General features: G+C 70.9%; 14 protein-coding genes. 2 read left to right on the forward strand and 12 right to left on the reverse strand.

The features are described 5' to 3' along the window. Positions 1–200: 200 nt before the first annotated feature. Positions 201–1,595, reverse strand: coding sequence for a sigma 54-interacting transcriptional regulator (locus WME76_RS23635; RefSeq protein ID WP_437954547.1), 1,395 nt, complete (start codon positions 1,593–1,595; stop codon positions 201–203). Positions 1,596–1,801: 206 nt separating this feature from the next. Here WME76_RS23635 and WME76_RS23640 point away from each other — a divergent pair, with 206 nt between their 5' ends. After that, complete coding sequence (locus WME76_RS23640) at positions 1,802–2,449, forward strand: hypothetical protein (protein ID WP_061617161.1); 648 nt, start codon at positions 1,802–1,804, stop codon at positions 2,447–2,449. A gap of 128 nt (positions 2,450–2,577) precedes the next feature. Here the strand turns inward: WME76_RS23640 and WME76_RS23645 are convergent, their stop codons facing one another. The 7 genes from WME76_RS23645 to WME76_RS23675 form a co-directional block, all read right to left on the reverse strand. After that, the gene (locus WME76_RS23645; RefSeq protein WP_437954548.1) at positions 2,578–3,981 is read right to left on the reverse strand and encodes a T9SS C-terminal target domain-containing protein; all 1,404 of its coding nucleotides are present in this window, start codon (positions 3,979–3,981) and stop codon (positions 2,578–2,580) included. Between the two features lie 103 nt (positions 3,982–4,084). Continuing rightward, the gene (locus tag WME76_RS23650; protein ID WP_437954549.1) at positions 4,085–7,009 is read right to left on the reverse strand and encodes a TonB-dependent receptor domain-containing protein; all 2,925 of its coding nucleotides are present in this window, start codon (positions 7,007–7,009) and stop codon (positions 4,085–4,087) included. Positions 7,010–7,201: 192 nt separating this feature from the next. Then, positions 7,202–7,639, reverse strand: a complete 438-nt coding sequence (locus tag WME76_RS23655) for an ExbD/TolR family protein (protein ID WP_437284470.1) — start codon at positions 7,637–7,639, stop codon at positions 7,202–7,204. 4 nt (positions 7,640–7,643) lie between these two features. Then, entirely contained in the window at positions 7,644–8,102 is a 459-nt protein-coding gene (locus WME76_RS23660) for an ExbD/TolR family protein (RefSeq protein ID WP_437954550.1), read from the reverse strand. After that, positions 8,056–8,763 carry a MotA/TolQ/ExbB proton channel family protein gene (locus tag WME76_RS23665; protein WP_437954551.1) on the reverse strand — a complete coding sequence of 236 codons (708 nt, stop codon included), beginning with the start codon at positions 8,761–8,763 and terminating at the stop codon, positions 8,056–8,058. The genes WME76_RS23660 and WME76_RS23665 overlap by 47 nt, the downstream gene beginning before the upstream one ends. Before the next feature lie 57 nt (positions 8,764–8,820). After that, a complete protein-coding gene (locus tag WME76_RS23670; protein WP_437954552.1) occupies positions 8,821–9,594 on the reverse strand; it encodes an energy transducer TonB in 774 nt (257 codons plus the stop codon). A 177-nt stretch (positions 9,595–9,771) separates the two neighbouring features. After that, positions 9,772–10,479, reverse strand: a complete 708-nt coding sequence (locus WME76_RS23675) for a response regulator (RefSeq protein WP_437954553.1) — start codon at positions 10,477–10,479, stop codon at positions 9,772–9,774. Positions 10,480–10,726: 247 nt separating this feature from the next. Between WME76_RS23675 and WME76_RS23680 the strand changes: the two genes are divergently transcribed. Then, a complete protein-coding gene (locus WME76_RS23680; RefSeq protein ID WP_437954554.1) occupies positions 10,727–11,296 on the forward strand; it encodes a serine O-acetyltransferase in 570 nt (189 codons plus the stop codon). Positions 11,297–11,323: 27 nt separating this feature from the next. On the opposite strand, the gene WME76_RS23685 is transcribed toward WME76_RS23680, so the two are convergent. From WME76_RS23685 to WME76_RS23700, 4 genes are all read right to left on the reverse strand, one after another. Next, positions 11,324–13,024, reverse strand: coding sequence for a PrsW family glutamic-type intramembrane protease (locus WME76_RS23685; RefSeq protein ID WP_437954555.1), 1,701 nt, complete (start codon positions 13,022–13,024; stop codon positions 11,324–11,326). Positions 13,025–13,375: 351 nt separating this feature from the next. Continuing rightward, positions 13,376–14,065: a LolA family protein gene (locus tag WME76_RS23690; protein ID WP_061619525.1), complete on the reverse strand. Its 690-nt coding sequence runs from the start codon at positions 14,063–14,065 to the stop codon at positions 13,376–13,378. A 196-nt stretch (positions 14,066–14,261) separates the two neighbouring features. After that, entirely contained in the window at positions 14,262–14,801 is a 540-nt protein-coding gene (gene ruvC / locus WME76_RS23695) for a crossover junction endodeoxyribonuclease RuvC (RefSeq protein WP_437954556.1), read from the reverse strand. A 4-nt stretch (positions 14,802–14,805) separates the two neighbouring features. Next, complete coding sequence (locus WME76_RS23700; RefSeq protein ID WP_437954557.1) at positions 14,806–16,314, reverse strand: FAD-binding oxidoreductase; 1,509 nt, start codon at positions 16,312–16,314, stop codon at positions 14,806–14,808. Positions 16,315–16,325: the final 11 nt, after the last annotated feature.

Below are 16,325 nucleotides of genomic sequence, written 5' to 3' on the forward strand. Positions count from 1 at the left end.
CGTCACGTCGAGCTCCAATGCCGTGGAGGGACTCAGCGCTCGCCGGAGGCAATGTATGGAACGGCCGCCCTGTCGGGCTCAGCCGCCTACGCCTGGCGTGACGTCGTCATCGGACCGCGGCGAGGCGGGCAACCGCTGTCCGCGAGGCGGCGCCGACATTGACCCGCTCCTGTGCCTGTGCATACGTCGGCGGGCGCGGCTCAGTCGTTATCGGGCAGCTCGCCTCCTTCGGCGAAATGCGAGCGATCCACGCCATTCTTCTCCAGCCAGCGTCGAATTCGATTCCTGTGCACGCCGAGCCTGCTGGCCGCGCGAGACACATTGCCTCGCTCGAGGCGAAGCGCCTCGGCGATCTCATCTTCAGGCGGCGCCTGACTCGCGCGCGCCGGCGCCGGCCGAAGATCGCTCGCTGTCTGCCGGGCGTGCGCGTCGAGCGCCTCCGGGCCCAGCCCGACGCCCGCGAGCGGGTCCAGATCCTTGGCCTCGACCGCGTGGCGCCCCTCGTCGAGCGCGCGCGTCACCGCGCGCCGCGCCTCGCCCACGAACTCGCGCAGATTCCCTGGCCAGCGGCGCAGCGCGCACGCGATGATCAGCGAATGGTGAATCGTCGGCGGCGCGCCGTGCAACGTCGCTCCGACCGCCTTCGCGCATTGCGCGAGAAGCCAGGGGATCTCCTCGACCCGCTCGCGGAGCGGCGGGAGCCGGACCTCGGGACGACCAATGCGGTAGTAGAGGTCGTCACGGAAGCGGCCCTGGGCGACGCGGGCGCGCAGGTCGTGCGTCGCTGCGCAGATCCGGATCTGCACCGGGTGAGGCGCGACGGCGCCGAGCTCGAGCACCTGCCGCGTGTCGATCGTGCGCAGCAGCTTCGCCTGGACCGCCGCGTCGAGCTCCGCCACCTCGTCGAGGAAGAGCGTGCCCCCGTGGGCGGCCTGCACGTAGCCCTCGGTGTCGTGCGTCGCGCCGGAGTAGGCGCCGCGGCGGGCGCCGAACAGGAGCCGCTCGGCGAGCCCCTCCGGGATGGCCGCGCAGTTGACGGCCACGAACGGGCCGCGCGCCTGCGGCCCCGCCTCGTGGTAGGCGCGCGCCGCGAGCTCCTTGCCCGTGCCGCTCTCGCCCGTCACGAGGAGGCTGTCGCCCGCGGCCGCCGCGCGCACGATGGTGTCGTAGGTCTGCTGTAGCCTGGGCCCGAGGACGCTCTCCTTCTCGATGCGCACGCCCCCGCGCGCGAAGCACCGGATGTCCGGCAGCGCGAGGAACACCGACGTCCCCGCGCCGACGACCTGGATCGCCTCCCGCCGGACCTCGCCACGGATGGGCTCGCCGTTGACCGAGGTGCCGTTGGTGCTGCCGAGGTCCTCCACGGTCCACGCGGCCCCGTCGTACGCGATGCGGGCGTGCCGCCGCGACATGAGCGAGTCGTCCATGAGGGGCACGCCGCCCACGCCCCCGCGGCCCAGCACGACGGCGCCGCCGTCCAGCGGGATCGGCGCGCATCGTGGCTGATTCCCCGAGAAAATCAGCACGATGCCGGGAACTGGCTCGGCAACCGAGGGCTCGGGGGGAACCGAGACGCGGACAGTGGAGTGGTCCATCAGGAGCTATCTTACCCGTTCAAGAACCTGGCCGGCCAGTGGCCGGCCACTTACGCGACGCCCCTGGTTTCCGGGGGTACAAGTCCCGGAAAATCCCGCTCGCCCCGTTCGCCAGCTTCGGCACAAGTTGTGCTTGTTTCCTCGGTATGGTGGCCTCTGCACGAGCTCGCATCCATCGGGACCGGGGGTCTGCCCTCGAGGTGAACATGGGTTCCGGCCGCAACATCGACGAGGCTGGTCGCCGATCACCCCGGCGCCTGCACGCATCCCGCACCCTGCCGAGCTTCCCCACCCACCCCGGCCTCCAGAGCATCACCGGCCTGCGCGGCGCGCTCGAGTTCCTGGAATGGCCGGCGTCCGAGTGGACGATCAAGGATCTTCAGGACTGGTTCGTCGACCACCTCGTGACCCCGGGCCTGATGAAGCGCCCGCAGATCGTGCGCGAGCCCGGCGCGACGCCCGTGATGCTCGATCCGCGCGCCGACGGCGGCAGCAACCTCGAGGAGCTGATCTACAAGGCCCGCGGCCGCGTCATCACGGCGCTGAGGGGGCTCATCGCGCCCGTCGCCGACGATCGGTTCCTGAACGCGGCGATCTACGGCGGCAGGGTCCGCCGGGCCGCGGTCGGCGGCCGTCCCGTCTGGGTCGCCTCGCCCCGCGAGATCGACTTCCTCGGTGACATTGTGCTCAGCTTGCTCGCTGCCGACATCCTGCTCGATCGCGAGTTCTATCGCGCACACCTCTGCATCTGTGAGGTGTGCGGGAGGGTGTCATTCAAGGACAGCCCGGACGCGCGCGGCGTGTGCGGCGAGCACCGGAGCCACGTGTCCGGATTCACGCCGCGGGTGCGCTGAGCGTCTGCGGCGGAGCCGCGATGCTGGAGACGATGAAGGCCGGCTGAAGAGCCGGCCTTCGCCATTTTGCGTGAAGCGGGTCCGGTCCGCCCCGAGCGACCGTGTGAGATGGGGCGGACGGCGCGGCCTCACTCGGCGTCGAACGAGACCCAGGCGCCCGTCGCCCAGGTGTCATCGGCCTTGAAGGCGCCGATATAGGTCGCCTCGGCGTCGAAGAAGCCGTCGTCGGGCGGGGTCGCAGCGTTCTCGGTGAGCGTGGCTGCCGGGCGGAAGTCCGGCGTGGCCGCGAAGCAGTCGGCGAGCTCCGGATCCTCGACGCTGTTGGTCTCCTCGCCTTCGAACCACGCGACCTCGTCCGCGCCGCCGTCGTCGTCGTCGTCGAGCGTCGACTCGGTGGACTCGTTCACGTCGGTCTCCTCGTAAGCGATGTTCGCCTCCGCGTTGACGTTGCCCGAGATGATGGAGCTCGCGAGCTCGACCTCGGTCCCTTCGTTCCTGAGATCCAGGCCCGCCTCGAAGCCGGTCACGATCGTGTTGAAGATATGGGCCTTGGTGCCGCGGCGGAGCAGCATGCCGTACTGCTGCTTGTCGACGTCCTTGTCCTTGCCGCACAGGGTCACGTTGTAGATCGTCGGCTCGCTGACCGGCGTGTTCTCGGATCCCTCCGCGTCGTTGTCGCCCTCGAAGCCGTTCGTCTCGTCGGCGACCGTGGGATCCTGCTGGAGCGCGAGGAACTGGAGCTTCCCGGCGTAGCCGAGGTCCCAGTCGAAGCCGTCGTCGCCGTTCTGCGCGCAGAGGAGGTGCCTCGCGTTGACGGTGCCGCCGAAGAACTCGAAGCAGTCGTCGAGCGTGTGGTGCACCATCACGTGATCGACCGTCGTCCCGGAGCCCACGCCGGCCAGCGTGAGGCCGTTCACCTCGTTGTCCTGAGAGAGCAGGATCCCGCTGAACTCGATGCGGACGTACTGGAGGACACCGCTGCTGTCGTCCGCCACGTCACCGCCGTACTCGACGCCGACGATCCCCTCGACCTCCGCCCTGCCACCAGGAACGTTGATGGGGGCGTTGCCGAGCAGCATGACACCGCCCCAGTCGCCCGCGGAGCGCTCGCCCTTCGGGCTCTGGCTCGTGAACACGATGGGCTTGTCGGCGGTGCCCTTGGCGTCGATCATCGCGCCGGGCTTCACGACGAGCGTCGCGAGGCTCTCCTTGTCACCCATGATGGTCGTGCCAGGCTCGATGGTGAGGGTGGCGCCGTCCTCGACGAAGAGGGTGCCCTTCATGAGATAGCAGTTATCAGCGCTCCACGTCGTGTCCGCGTCGATCGACTCGGCGATCTCCACCGGGGCGGCGCAGTCAGGGCCGTTGCCGCCGCCGCCGTCGCCGCCGCTGCCGCCGCCGCCGTCGCCGCCGCCGCCGTCGCCCCCACCGCCGGTGCCGCTCGTCGTCGACGTGCTGACCGGGTTCGGCCCGCCCTCGCCACCGCCGCAAGCGGCGACCATCGCGACGGCGAGCGCCGACGCGCAAACCAAGGCAGTTCTCGATATCCTCATGGTCTTCTTACCTCCAGGGCGAAAGTAGTCCGCACTGGCAACATCGCGAATGTCGCCACGTGACGATTCAATGGCAACGCCGTCAATAGGTCAGCGCCGCGCTCAATGTCACAGTCGTACCAACGTGGTACTCGAGCACGATGTTGTCGTCTGTGCTCTCTTTACCCTGCGTCACGCGGACGGGAGCATCGATGAGGTTCTCGCCGGCCAGCTTCAGCTCGACGTGGTCGCCGAGGCGCTGCGCGACCGTGAGATCGATCTGGTGCCGCGGCTGCTCGTACTCGTCCGGCATGTTCTTCCCCACCGTCCGGAGCCGGGCGCCGAACACGTTGTAGAGGAGCCGGGCGCTCGTGCCGGTCGACTCGCCGCTGTAGTCGAGCCCCAGGTTGACGACGAAGGGGGATTGCCCCTGGAGCGGGTGCGTCGCGGTGCTCTGGATCGCGATCCCTCCCTCGTCCGACTCGGGGTTGATCTCGACCTCCGAGGTGGCGAGCGTGACATTGCCGAGCACGGTGACGTCCCGCAGGAGCGGGTTGATGAAGTCCAGGCTCTTCCTGATCTCGAGCTCGAGGCCCGCGACATAGCCGCTGTCCCCGTTCGTCCAGCTCAGCCTCCCCTTGCCGCTGCTGGGCTTGATGATCTCCTCGATCGGGTCCTCGAAGTGCTTGTAGAAGATGCTTGCAGCCACCACCTCGCCGGTGGTCGGGAAGAGCTCGAACCGGAGGTCGCCGTTCACCACGCGCGTCCGTTCGAGGTCGGGATTGCCTTCCACCTCCCGCGCGCTGTATCCCGGCTGGGACAGCGCCGGGCTGAGCTCGATGAGCTGGGGTCGAGCGAGCGTCCTCGTCACGCTGAGCCTCAGGTTCGATCTCGGGGTCGTCTTGAACACGAGGCTGGCCGCGGGCAAGAGATCCACGTCCTCGTCGTCGACATGCTTCTCGGCATCATCCGGGACATCCATCGACAGCATGGAGGCCTCGACCCGGGCGCCGAGGATCGCCCGGAGCCACCGCGTGACGTGGGCGTCGGTCATCACGTAGCCCGCGTAGAGATCGGTGCTGGCCGTGTGGTCGTCCGTGTCGCGCGTGGTCTCCTCCAGCTCGAAGAGGGTGCCGATGTTCTCGTCCGAGAACAGCGGGCCCGGCTCCTGTCGCAGCACGGTCGTGTCGGCGAGCCGGAGCGTCTTGAACCGGAACCGGCGCGCGTCGAACTCACGCTTTCGGAGATTCAGCAGGCCGCCGAGCTTCAGGCGGGTCGGGGCGTCTCCACGGATGAGCGGCAGCGCGTAAGAGAGCTGCCCGCCGTAGTTCGTGTCCGCCAGCTCGATGAAGACGTGCGAACCGCTCAGCGTGCCGTCGTCCCAGGACCAGGCGCCGCTCGTGTCGTCCCTCGCGTAGACGTTCTCCCGCGCGTCGGGCTCGTCCGAGGTCGCCCGGGAGACGGACGCCTTCCAGTCGAGCGTGCCGTTGCCGAGCGCCGCGATGCGATGCTCCCCCGAGAGCTGGCCCAGGGTGAGCGCCCGGGAGACGAAGCGCTGCAGCGTGTCGCGGTACACCGCCCCGCCGCTCTCCTCGATGACCTCCCTCGACTGAAGCGCCACGTCGTCCGACGAGCGGCTGTGGAGCGCGGTGAGCATCACCTTGTGATCTCGATCGGGCGTGTAGGTGACGCTCGCGAAGCTCCCCCAGGACACCTGATCGCGGATGCTGTCCACCGCGGAGTCGTTGAGCTGCCTCAGGCCGCTCTCGCGCGTGGGATCGAACGCGTAGGTCCGGCCGATCTCGTCGGCGCGCGGGGCGAACTTCCGGCCATAGCTCAGCGTGGCGAGGTAGCCGAGGCGCTGCTCGCCGCGGAGCTCCAGGGTGTCGCCGACGACGACGCTGCCGCTCCCGTTCGGCGGCGTGAACGACCGGCGGGTCGCCATCGACGAGTTGATCGCCCTCCCGTAGACCGCGATGTCGTCCCTCGTGATCAGCGTGCCGTCTGGCCGGCGGATCCCGCGGGCCACCTTGTGCTCGGGGATCTCGCCGGGCAACGCGCGCGCGCCGTCGTCGATCCCGAGCCAGTCGGTGCTCGATCCGGAGTAGGTCAGGCGATCTCGAAACGTGCTGTGGGTGTTCGCCGCGAGCGAGAGCGATGCCTGGAGGAGGAACCTGGTCGGGAGCTCGCGCGTGTTGATCTGGACCGAACCGCCAACGAAGTCGCCGGGGACGTCGGGCGTGAACGTCTTGACGATGGTGATGTCGCTGAGGACGAGCGAGGGGAAGAGATCGAGCGGGACGGCCTGCCGGTCGGGCTCGGGGCTCGGAAGCGGCGCGCCGTTCAGCAGAGCGTTCGTGTAGCGATCGCCGAGGCCACGCACAACCACGTACCTGCCGTCGATCACGGTCGCGCCGACGACGCGCTTCGCGGCCTCCGCGGCGTTGCGATCGGGCGTCTTCGCGATCTCCTTCGCGCCGACGGCGTCGCCCACGTGGGCCGCGTTCTTCCGGAGGAGGAGCTGCGCCGCGACGCTCGCCCGCTCCGGCTCGAACTCGACCTCGACGACCTCCTCGACCTGCTGATCCGGATCGAGGCCGACGTCGACCTGTACCACCTGCCCGGCGGTCACCCGCACGTCCTGCACGCGCTGGGCCTTGTACGCCTCGTACCAGACCCGCAGCTGGTAGCTCCCTGGCGGGAGCTCCAGGCGATACCGTCCGTCGAGATCCGCGATGACCTTGAGCTTCGTCCCGATGACGGACACCTGGGCGTCGAAGACGGGCTCCTTCGTGGCGGAGTCCGTGACGACGCCCCACACGACGCCTTTCCCGGCGGAGGGCGGGCGCGCCGGGCTCGGCGCGTCGAGCCCGGCGGCGTTCTCCGCCGCCGAGGCGTCGGCCGGGGTCCCCGCGCCTCCGGGCGGCGGCGCGGCCGCGCCGGGATCGCCCTGGGCGAGGGCCGCGGCCCCCCAGCACAGCGGTGCCACGAGCGCCGCGACTACCCCCGAGATCCTTCTGCGAATCATGCACCTGTCCCTTCACGCCCCGAGATCGGGCGCGCCTGTCGATCCGATGGTTGGGCGCACCAGCGCCCTTCGATGAGGAGAGCGGAGAGCCAGCTCCCCGCCGTCCCCTCGTGTGCACCGCGCCGCGATCGCGCCCTCGGGCGCAGGCGCCCGTGCGCGCCCCGTCAGCGGCTCATCGGGGCTGAGCGCCGCTCAGCGCCCGGTCTTCTCTGTCAGGACGGCGATCGTCTTCGCCCCGCCCATGCGCGCGGCGTCCATGGCCTCCACCGCGATCGCGTAGGCGGCCTCGTCCTCCGCGTCGAAGTAAAGCACGTCGTCCGAGCGCGCCGCGAAGATGCGGGCGAGCCGCTCCTTCAGCTCGCCGCGCTGCACCTCGGTCTGGTTGATGCGGAGGACGCCGCGCTGATCCACCGTGAGCACCACGGGCTTGCTGGCGTCGTCCGGGGGTGGCTCGAGCTTCGCTGTGTCGTCTTTCCTGGGCAGGTTCAGCCAGAACTGCTTCGCGAGCAGCGGCGTCACGACCATGAAGATGATGAGGAGCACGAGCACCACGTCGACGAGCGGCGTCACGTTCATGCTCGGCGCGACGCCGCCTCTCCTGCCTCCGCTCTGCGGACCGCTCATCCCCACGGCGTCATCCCTCCTCCGGCTGCTCGGCGGCCCCGCCGCCTCGCTGGCTCACCTGCAGCGAGATCCCGTTGAAGCCGACCTCCTGACACAGCGCGAATGCCTCCCGCACGCGGCCGTAGCTCACGGAGGCGTCGCCCTTGATGACCACCCGGCGCTCCGGCTCCGCGGCGCGGATGGCCCGCAGCCTCTCGCCGAGCGACCGCAGGTCGGCGACCGCCTCCTTCTCCAGGTACACGGTGCCGGCGCCGGTGATCGTGACATAGATGGGATCGAGCTTCGATCTCGACCTCGAATCCGGCTGAAACACCGCCGGGAGCTCGACCCGCTCGCCGTGCTCCATCTGGGGCGCGATGACCATGAAGATGATGAGGAGCACGAGCACCACGTCGACGAGCGGCGTGACGTTGATGTCCGGCTCAGGCTGCTGCCGACCGGAGCGCTTGCTCTCCACTTGAACGCCCATGCTCGTTCTCCATCTCGTCGATGAGCTCACCCGCGCTGCGCTCGAGCGCGAGCTCGACCGCGGCGATCCGGGTGGTGAGGTAGTTGAAGCAGAGCACCGCCGGGATGGCGACGCCGAGCCCGAGCGCGGTCACGATGAGCGCCTCGGCAATGCCGGCGCTCACGGCGCCGAGGCCACCGGAGCCGGTGGACGCGATGGTCTGGAAGGCGGTGATGATGCCGATGACGGTGCCGAGCAGCCCGACGAAAGGCGCCACCGAGCCGACCGTGGCGAGGACCGAGAGGCCGCGGCGCAGATCGGCCGAGATCGCCTCGCGGCGCCGCGACACCTCCCGGCGCGCGAGCTCCACCGGGGGCACGCCGCCCTCGCCGGCGTCGAGGGCGCGCTGGAACCGGCGCACCGCCGCCGCGACGACCCGGGCGAGCGCCGATCGCTCGTACTCGCCGGCGATCTGCGCGAGCCGCGCGGTGTCCCACGCCTCCATCACCGGCCGCGCCTCGCTCGCGAAGCGCCGGGTCTCGGCGGCCTGGCGCGCGAGGGCGATGAGCCGCTCGACCACGACAGCGACGCTCGCCAGCGCCATGAGCACGAGGGCGAACGCGACGAGCTTGCTCAAGAGCCCCATGCTCGCCCAGATGTGCCCGAGATCAAACTGCATCATGGCTAACCTCCTTCGTTCCTCTCGCGATAGGCCGCGTGCGCGGCCGTGCGCTGAAAATCATCGCTTCGCCTTGAAGCGGAATGGCACCGTCCTCCAGACGGACACCGGCCTCCCCTCGGAGATCGCCGGCCTGTAGCGGCACGCCTTCATCGCCGCGAGGACCGCGTCATTGAAGAGGGGATGGCCGCGGACGATCGTGACATTCGTGACCTCGCCCGTCTCGGTGACCACGAACCGGACCGCCACCGTTGCTTCCACCCCCGCGCTCAGCGCAGCTTCGGGAGCGACGGGCGGCGCGCAGGAGAGCGCGACCGGCGGCGTCGCGTTCTCGGGCAGGTGAATCGGCCCTCTCGGCTGCGGAGGAGGAGGAGGCGGCGGCGGCGGCGGCGGCGGCGCCTCCACCACAGCCGTCCCCGTCCCGCCGGGGACCCCGCCGGGCACGCCACCTGGCGCACCGCCGGGCTCCCCGTACGTGTCGTCGTCGCTCGGCGTGGCCTCGCTCGGGTCGGCCTCGGGCGGCGCCTCCTTCGGTACCGCGGTCGGCGCGACCAGCGCCGGGCGCCTGGGCGTCGCAGGGCGAGGCGCCTGCGCCTCCGCCGCCGGCGGCGGGGGCGTAGGCGCCGCGGCAACGGGAGGCGCCTCGGGAATGCGGGCGGCGAGCTTGACGTCGACGACGTCCTCCTCGGGCGGAGGAGGCTTGATCGCGCCGCTCAGGCGGGCCGCGGAGAGCCCGATGCCCGCGAACAGCAGGAGACCCGCCGCGTACCCGATGGCGAGCCGCTTCGCCCGGTCAGGATCGGCCTCCCCCGCATTCCACGTCTCAAGGTGCATCGAAGCTCCCGGCGCCCTGTGGCGCGAACACCGGAGCACCGCCTGATCTCATGAGAGGGACAGGGTGGCTTCATCGGTGTGGCCCATCGTGTGAGCCGATGTCCGCACCGTAGTGCGATTGCGTTGCGGCAGGATGACGGGGAGGCAACGATTGTCGTGGATCTCCCGATACCGCGTTCAGGCGCTGCGGCTCTCGGGCACCTCGGGCGACGCGGCGAATCGATACCCGATGCCGCGGACGGTCTGGATGTAATCGCCGGCGCGGCGCAGCTTGTCGCGCAGCCGCTTGACGTGGGTGTCGACGGTCCGCGTCGTGATGCTCACGTCGATGCCCCAGACGCCGTCGAGGAGCGCGGTGCGCGTCTGCACGCGCTCGCGCGCCTCGTAGAGCGCGACGAGGAGCTTGAACTCGAGGAGCGTCAGCTCGACCTCCTCGCGGTCGACCCACACGCGATGAGCGCCCTCGTCGATCCGCAGGCACCCGAACTCGATGCACCGGTCCCCTGCCCCGGAGGACCCGGCGCGCCGGAGCACGGCCTGCACCCGCAGCACGAGCTCCCGGACGCTGAACGGTTTGACCACGTAATCGACGGCGCCGAGCTCGAAGCCGACGATGCGATCGACCTCGTCTCCGCGCGCCGAGACGATCATCACGGGGATCTGCTGGGTGCCTTCGCCCTGCTGGAGCGCGCGGCACACCTCGGTCCCGGAGATGTCCGGCAGCATCAGATCGAGCAGGACGAGATCGGGCCGCTGGTCCATCGCCAGCCGGACCCCTTCACCGCCCTGCCCCGCGAGGAGCACCTCATGCCCGGCCTGCCTGAGGTTGTAGTCGAGCACCTTCTGGAGCGCCGGCTCGTCCTCGATAACCAAAATACGCGCCATGCTGAATAGCGCGTGTACCCGAGCGATGTGACGGGCCGATGACCGAACAGCAACAGCGACGTGCGGCCGAGCTCGCCTGGCGACACGGTGCCCCCGTTGCTCGCGATTCGCGTGGAGGTGGGCCCGGCGGCGCGCGTGAGGCGCGGCGCGGGCACGGCGGCGCGCGTCGCCGACGCGGGCGGTGGCGGCCGCGAAAGGTCGCACCGGCGGGGCGGGATGCGCTATTCTCGTCGCGATGCTGCGAACCTTGCGACTCATCGCGGCCGACGTGCGCCAGAAGGCGACATGGTGCTACGGCAGCGCTCCATTGCCGACGATCCTGAAGACGCTGGCGACCGACGGCACGGCGGCGATGGTCCTCTACCGGTTCACGCAGGCCGCCCGTGTCCACCGGATGCCGGTGCTCGAGATGGTGCTCAACAAGGCGACCAACCTCGCCGGCGGCTGCGTCATCGGTCGCGGCGCGGATTTCGGGCCGGGCTTCGTGCTCATTCACTCGAACGGCGTCGTCATCAACGGCAACGTCCGCGGCGGCTCGAACGTGCTCATCGAGCACCAGGTGACGATCGGCGCCGATCGGCGGCAGACTCCGGTGCTCGGGAGCGACCTCTTCATCGGCGCGGGCGCGAAGATCGTCGGCGGCGTGACGGTCGGCGACGGCGCCCGGATCGGCGCCAACGCGGTGGTCGTGCACGACGTCGCGCCGAACACGACGGTCGTCGGCATCCCCGCGAAGCCCGTGCAGCGGCGCGAGGACCGAGCGGCCCAGGCCGCCGCGCGGCCGAGCGCCGACGAGACGAACGGCTCGCAGAGCTGATCCGCGCAGCGCCGCCCGCGCGTGGAGTCAGCGGGGGGCGCGGGCGAGGAGCTCTTGCCGGAGCTGCGCGATCTCGTCGCGGAGCGGGCCGATGAAGTCGGCGCTCAGCGTCCGGTTCCGACCCTCCATCGCGCGCGCCGTGTGCCACTTGCTGAGGGCGAGGCGCGCGCCGGCGCGGATGAAGCTCCGCCCGGTCGCGCCGCGCCAGCCCAGGGTGCACCGGAGCCGGCCGATCGGCGAGCAGACGAGCTCGAGCTCGTCCTGCGTCAACATGCCGAGCGCCACCTCGTCGCGCAGATGATCGCGGATCACCCAGCCCTTGCGGATCACGAGCGCCACGATGATGCCGAAGAACGAGGCGACGAAGCACAGCCAGAGCAGGAGCCACGGCATGAAGAGGTCCCCCATTGCGCGACCCAGCGCGGTCGGGAGGAAGTTCCACACCGCGTGCAACGCGACGCCGAGCAGGTAGCCGCCGATCGGGGCCGCGACGCGCACCCAGGTCTTCGACGACTCCCGGGCGAGGCCGAAGCCGATCCCGGTCATCGACGTGAACAGCGGGTGAAGCCAGGGCGTGAACACGCCCCGCAGGACGAAGGTGCCGGCGAGCACGTCGCTGCCCTGCATCGAGGCGCGCGCGTAATAGAGGACGTTCTCCACCGCGGCGAAGCCGAGCGCGCAGAAGGTGGCGTAGATGATGCCGTCGACGATGCCGTCGAACTCCCGGCGCAGGAAGTAGAAGAAGCCGAACACGCCGAGCCCCTTGAACAGCTCCTCCGCGAACGGCGCGCTGACCGACGCGCTGACGAGCTCTCCGAGCGGCTCGCCGAAGCTGCTGGAGACGCCGACGTGAACGCCGGTGTTGATCAGGATCGAGAAGCCGGTCGCCGCGAGCGCGCCCCAGAGGAACGCCATCAGCAGGCACCACCACGGCTCCGGGTCGTACCGATCGATGATCATCGGGACGAACAGGTAGATGACGAGCGGCGGGAACGCGAAGAGCGCTCCGACGACCATGGCGCTCAGCATGCTCCCCCCGGACCCGAGCACGCCGAAGAGCGTGAAGATCACGTTGAGGACCACGCCCGCGATGATGCCGTTCGCCCAGAGCCATAGCCCGGCGATGCGCCGCCGCCGGTCCGGGTCGGGCCTCCGCGCGACCCGGATGACCGCAGGGTAGCCGGCGGGGGAATGCGCGTACGCCGGGTGCGGGGCGCCGTGCGGAGCGGGCCCCGCCATGGGGCGCACGGGGAAGCCGTACTGCCCGGGAGCGCCGTGCTGCGGCGCATGCCCCTGCGCCGGCATCGGCGAGCGGCCCGGCGGCGCGTGGACGTGCGGCCCCTGCCCATGGCCTCGCGGCGCCTGCCCGTAGCCTTGCGGCGGCTGCCCGTAGCCTTGTTGCGGCGGCTGCCCATGGCCTTGCGGCGCCTGCCCGTAGCCTTGTTGCGGCGCCTGCCCGTGGCCTTTCGGCGGCTGCCCGTAGCCTTGTTGCGGCGGCTGCCCGTAGCCCTGTTGCGGCGCCTGCCCGTAGCCCTGTTGCGGCGCCTGCCCGTGGCGCTGAGGCCATTGCGGCGGCTGAGCCGAGGGGACATGTCCTGCGCCGCGCGCCGGATACCCCGGGGAGACCTGCGCGCCGCCCGGGTGGGCGTGCTCGCTCGGGCGCTCCGCCGGCCGGGGTTGCTGCGGCACGCCGGGGAACTCGGGACGGTGTCCGGGGGGGTTGTTCATGGCTCGAGCGCGCTCGCGATGTCCTCGTGGCAGCGGGGGACCGTGCAGCCGAGACGAACGCCCACCCCACGCAGGGAGCCGCCAGCAACGGCCACGATCCGCGGCGGGCGACGGCCGTCTCGGCCCTGTCGTCCACGCGCGTCGGATCGAAGCGTCACTCGATATTTCTACCACGACGCGGACGCGCCGGGCATACATCCCGGAAGCGTCAGCGCGTCGCGCGGCCGCGACGCGCGCAGACGAGGTGACGCTCCGCTTCCTCGATCTGACGCGATCTGACGCGAGCTGATGGCGATGGCGCTGGCAGCGGTCGCTGCCCGGCGCGGGCGAACGGTGCGTGGCGGGATGGCGTCAGGGGCGGACGACGCGCGTGCCGGGAGGGGGCGTGAAGTCGAACTCGCCCTTCGTGACAGGCTGGTTGACGACCGGCGACGAGAAGTCGAACCGGTTCCGGTTGCCCTGCGCGTCGAGGATCAGCACGCGGCGGACCTGGTTGGTCTGCCCGTCGACGTAAAGAAGCATCTTCTGATAGGCAGGGGTCGCCTCCTTCGGCGTCCCCTCGAGGACATAGCCGCCCTCGAACTTCATCTGCGCAGGGTCGAGCAGGCGCAGCGAGAAGTCCTTGGTGAGCTGCCCCTTGCCCATCAGGAACGCGAGCGCCGCCGGGTACTGCGACCCCTTCACCGGCGTCTCGAACATCTGCTCGTTGTCCTTCTCGTAGACCTTGATCGTGACGCCGTCGGAGACGACGCGGTTTCCGTTCGGCGCGTCGTAGATCCAGCTCATCTTGCCGGGCTTCTCGAAGGTCACCTTGCCCGTGGAGACCTTCTTCACGTCCTGGACCTTGATCGTGTACGTCTGCGTGAAGGTCGCCTTGAAGGTCTTCGTGGAGTCGTAGAACTGCTGGACGCGCCTGCCGAGCTCTTCGGCGGTGGGGCCCGCGGCCTGGGACTCGCCGGCGGTCGCCATCACGACCGTGAGGGGCGCCGTCAGCCCGATGAGGCACGCGGCGGCGAGGCGGTAAAGTGAGGTTCGCGTCATCCTTCCCGATCTCCTTTGATGTCCAGAGGCGTGTCGCCTCCGCGCTCCGTGAGACAGGGGCGCCGGTGGTGATCGCCGGCTCCCCCGGCGGCCGCCGCCCTCGCTGAAGACGGGGCGCGCCGCACCGTTTTCATTTTGGACGCGGCGCGGGCGCGTCCGATGCAGCCTCCATAGCACACGCCCCCCGGCGCCACGCTCAGGCCAGGCGCGCCCGGCGCGGCCGGGACCGGGACGGGGCGGGGGCTCCGGAGGCCGCCAGCGCGGCGGCGAAGCCCGCGACGCTGAGGTGCGTCATCGCGATGGCGAGCGCGTCGGCGGCGTCGGGCCGCGGGGGCGCGGCGAGGCGCAGGACCGCGGTCATCACCTGCGCCACCTGCGCCTTCTCGGCCGCGCCCCGGCCGACGATCGTCCGCTTCACCAGCGCCGGCGGGTACTCCGAGATCGGCACGCCGGCCCGCGCCAGCCGGAGCAGCACGACCCCGCGCGCGTGGCCGAGCTTGGCCGCGCTCTGCGCGTCCTTCGCGAAGAACAGGCTCTCCACCGCCGCCGCGTCGGGCGCGTGCGACGCGATCACCTTGCCGAGCTCGTCGTCGATCTCCACCAGCCGGCCGGCGAACGTCCCGCTCGTGTCGATGTCGATGACGCCGTGCGCGACGTGCTCGACCCGCGTGCCCTGCCGCACGAGCAGGCCCCAGCCGAGGTGGCGCGACCCGGGATCGATGCCGAGGACCCTCATGGGCTCAGCACGCCCCGTGCGACGGCGCCGCGACGTGGGTGGGGAAGCCCGGCGCGCGCTCGGCCCCGCCGTCACGCTCGCCGCGCTCGGCCGCCTCGAGCGCGCGCCGCGGGAAGATCTTGTGCGGGTTGAGCAGGCCCTTCGGATCGAAGACGGCCTTGATCCGCTTCTCGATCGCGATGAGCTCCGGCGACTGCTCGAGCCCGAGGAACTCGGCCTTCGACGTGCCGATGCCGTGCTCGCCGCTCAGCGTGCCGCGCATGCCGATCACCGCGCGGAACAGGCGCGAGAGCGCCGTCTCGACCTGGGGAACGAGCTCGGGGTCGTTCCAGAGCAGGTTCACGTGGAGGTTGCCATCGCCGGCGTGGCCGTACGTCAGCATGCGGACGCCCGTCGCCGCCGAGATCTCCGCGACCTCGTCGAGCAGCGCCGGGATCTTGTCGCGCGGGACCACGACGTCCTCGGAGATCTTGTGGCGCGCCATCGCGCGCGTCGCGAGCGAGAGCTGGCGGCGCGCCTCCCAGAGCCGGTCGCGCTGCGCCTTGTCCTGCGCGACGAGCACGTCGAGCGCCCCCGCATCCATGCAGACCTGACCCACCCGCTCGGTCTGGACCTCGCAGTCCGCGGGCTCGCCGTCGACCTCGATGATCAGCATCGCGCCCGCGCGCTCGTCGACCCCGACGCCGCGCGCCCGGACCGCCTCGAGCGTCGGGCGGTCGAGCAGCTCGAGGCAGCGCGGGACGACGCCGGCCGCGACGAGCGCGCTCACCGCGCGGCCGCTCGCGCGGACGTCCGGGAACAGGCAGAGCATCGTCATGACCGACGGGGGCTTCGCGATGAGCCGGACCGTCGCCTCCGTCGTGATCGCCAGCGTGCCCTCGCTGCCGACGAGCAGCGCCGTGACGTCGTAGCCCGTCACGCCCTTCACCGTGCGCCGGCCGGTGCGGAGGCGCGTGCCGTCGATGAGGATCGTCTCGAGGCCGAGCACGTAGTCGCGCGTGGCGCCGTACTTGAAGGCGCGCGGCCCGGCGGCGTTCTCGGCGATGTTGCCGCCGAGCGCGCACATCTTGAGCGAGTTCGGATCGGGCGGGTAGAAGAGCCCCTCGGCCTCCACCGCCGCGTGCAGATCGGCGAGGATGACGCCCGGCTCGACGACCGCGACCTGCTCCTCGCGGCTGATCTCCTTGATGGAGTTCATGCCGATCGTGGCGATGACGATCCCGCCCCCCACGGGCACCGCGCCGCCCGATTTGCCGCTGCCGGCGGCGCGCGGCACGACCGGCACCTCCGCTTCGCTCGCCGCCCGCACCGCCTTCTCGATGTCGGCCGGCGACGACGCGAGCACGACCGCATCCGGGCTCACCGGCGGCTGATCCGACTCGTCCCCCGCGTACGCAGCGCACCCATCGGCCGACGTGATGACCTTGGAGGGGCCGAGCGCGCGCTCGAGGAGCCGGCGCGCCTTGTCGATGGCCGACGCCGACGGGCGAGGGAATGTAGGGTGAAGTCGCATGACCTTGCTCC

The sequence above is a fragment of the Sorangium sp. So ce119 genome, assembly GCF_051524405.1.
GTDB classification, from domain to species: Bacteria; Myxococcota_A; Polyangia; order Polyangiales; family Polyangiaceae; genus Sorangium; species Sorangium cellulosum_G.

Bases quoted from the DNA above. Each gene is read 5' to 3' on its own strand.
- WME76_RS23635 (WP_437954547.1), bottom strand. From the start codon at position 1,595: ATGGACCACTCCACTGTCCGCGTCTCGGTTCCCCCCGAGCCCTCGGTT.
- WME76_RS23640 (WP_061617161.1), top strand. From the start codon at position 1,802: ATGGGTTCCGGCCGCAACATCGACGAGGCTGGTCGCCGATCACCCCGG.
- WME76_RS23650 (WP_437954549.1), bottom strand. From the start codon at position 7,009: ATGATTCGCAGAAGGATCTCGGGGGTAGTCGCGGCGCTCGTGGCACCG.
- WME76_RS23660 (WP_437954550.1), bottom strand. From the start codon at position 8,102: ATGGGCGTTCAAGTGGAGAGCAAGCGCTCCGGTCGGCAGCAGCCTGAG.
- WME76_RS23665 (WP_437954551.1), bottom strand. From the start codon at position 8,763: ATGATGCAGTTTGATCTCGGGCACATCTGGGCGAGCATGGGGCTCTTG.
- WME76_RS23670 (WP_437954552.1), bottom strand. From the start codon at position 9,594: ATGCACCTTGAGACGTGGAATGCGGGGGAGGCCGATCCTGACCGGGCG.
- WME76_RS23675 (WP_437954553.1), bottom strand. From the start codon at position 10,479: ATGGCGCGTATTTTGGTTATCGAGGACGAGCCGGCGCTCCAGAAGGTG.
- WME76_RS23685 (WP_437954555.1), bottom strand. From the start codon at position 13,024: ATGAACAACCCCCCCGGACACCGTCCCGAGTTCCCCGGCGTGCCGCAG.
- WME76_RS23690 (WP_061619525.1), bottom strand. From the start codon at position 14,065: ATGACGCGAACCTCACTTTACCGCCTCGCCGCCGCGTGCCTCATCGGG.
- ruvC (WP_437954556.1), bottom strand. From the start codon at position 14,801: ATGAGGGTCCTCGGCATCGATCCCGGGTCGCGCCACCTCGGCTGGGGC.
- WME76_RS23700 (WP_437954557.1), bottom strand. From the start codon at position 16,314: ATGCGACTTCACCCTACATTCCCTCGCCCGTCGGCGTCGGCCATCGAC.